General features: G+C 63.1%; 1 protein-coding gene. It reads right to left on the reverse strand.

Annotation, left to right across the window (positions count from 1 at the left end; genetic code table 11):
* Window positions 1-521, reverse strand: a 521-nt coding sequence (locus tag SO156_RS45905; protein WP_498539472.1) for an FAD-dependent oxidoreductase, incomplete at both ends; no start/stop codon positions are given.

Consider the following 521-nt stretch of genomic DNA (forward strand, 5'->3'; position numbering starts at 1 on the left):
TTGCCGCGCTGGGCGTAGGAATTGTAACCATCGATATCGCCGCCGAAGACGAGACCGCCCTTATCCGACTGGCTGATGTAGAGATGGCCGGCGCCGAAGGTCACCACACAGTCGATCAACGGCTTGAGCCCCTCGGAGACGAAGGCTTGCAGCACGTGGCTTTCGATCGGCAGCCGCATCCCCGCCATTGCGGCCAAGCGGGAAGAATTGCCTGCCACAGAGAGCGCGACCTTCTTGGCCTTGATCGGACCGCGCGTTGTCTCAGCACCGAGAATGCGGCCATCTGAGATGGTCAAACCGGTCACCTCGCAATTCTGCACGATGTCGACGCCACGGTTGTCAGCAGCGCGCGCGTAGCCCCAGGCAACCGCATCGTGGCGTGCAGTACCTCCACGCCTCTGCAACAGCCCGCCTCGGATAGGAAAGCGGCCTGTTTCGTAGTCGAGGAAGGGCACCATTGCGCGCACCTGTGCGCGATCAAGGAGCTCGGCGTCGACCCCAGCGAGGCGCATCGCGTTGCC

This window comes from Bradyrhizobium sp. UFLA05-125 (genome assembly GCF_059803515.1).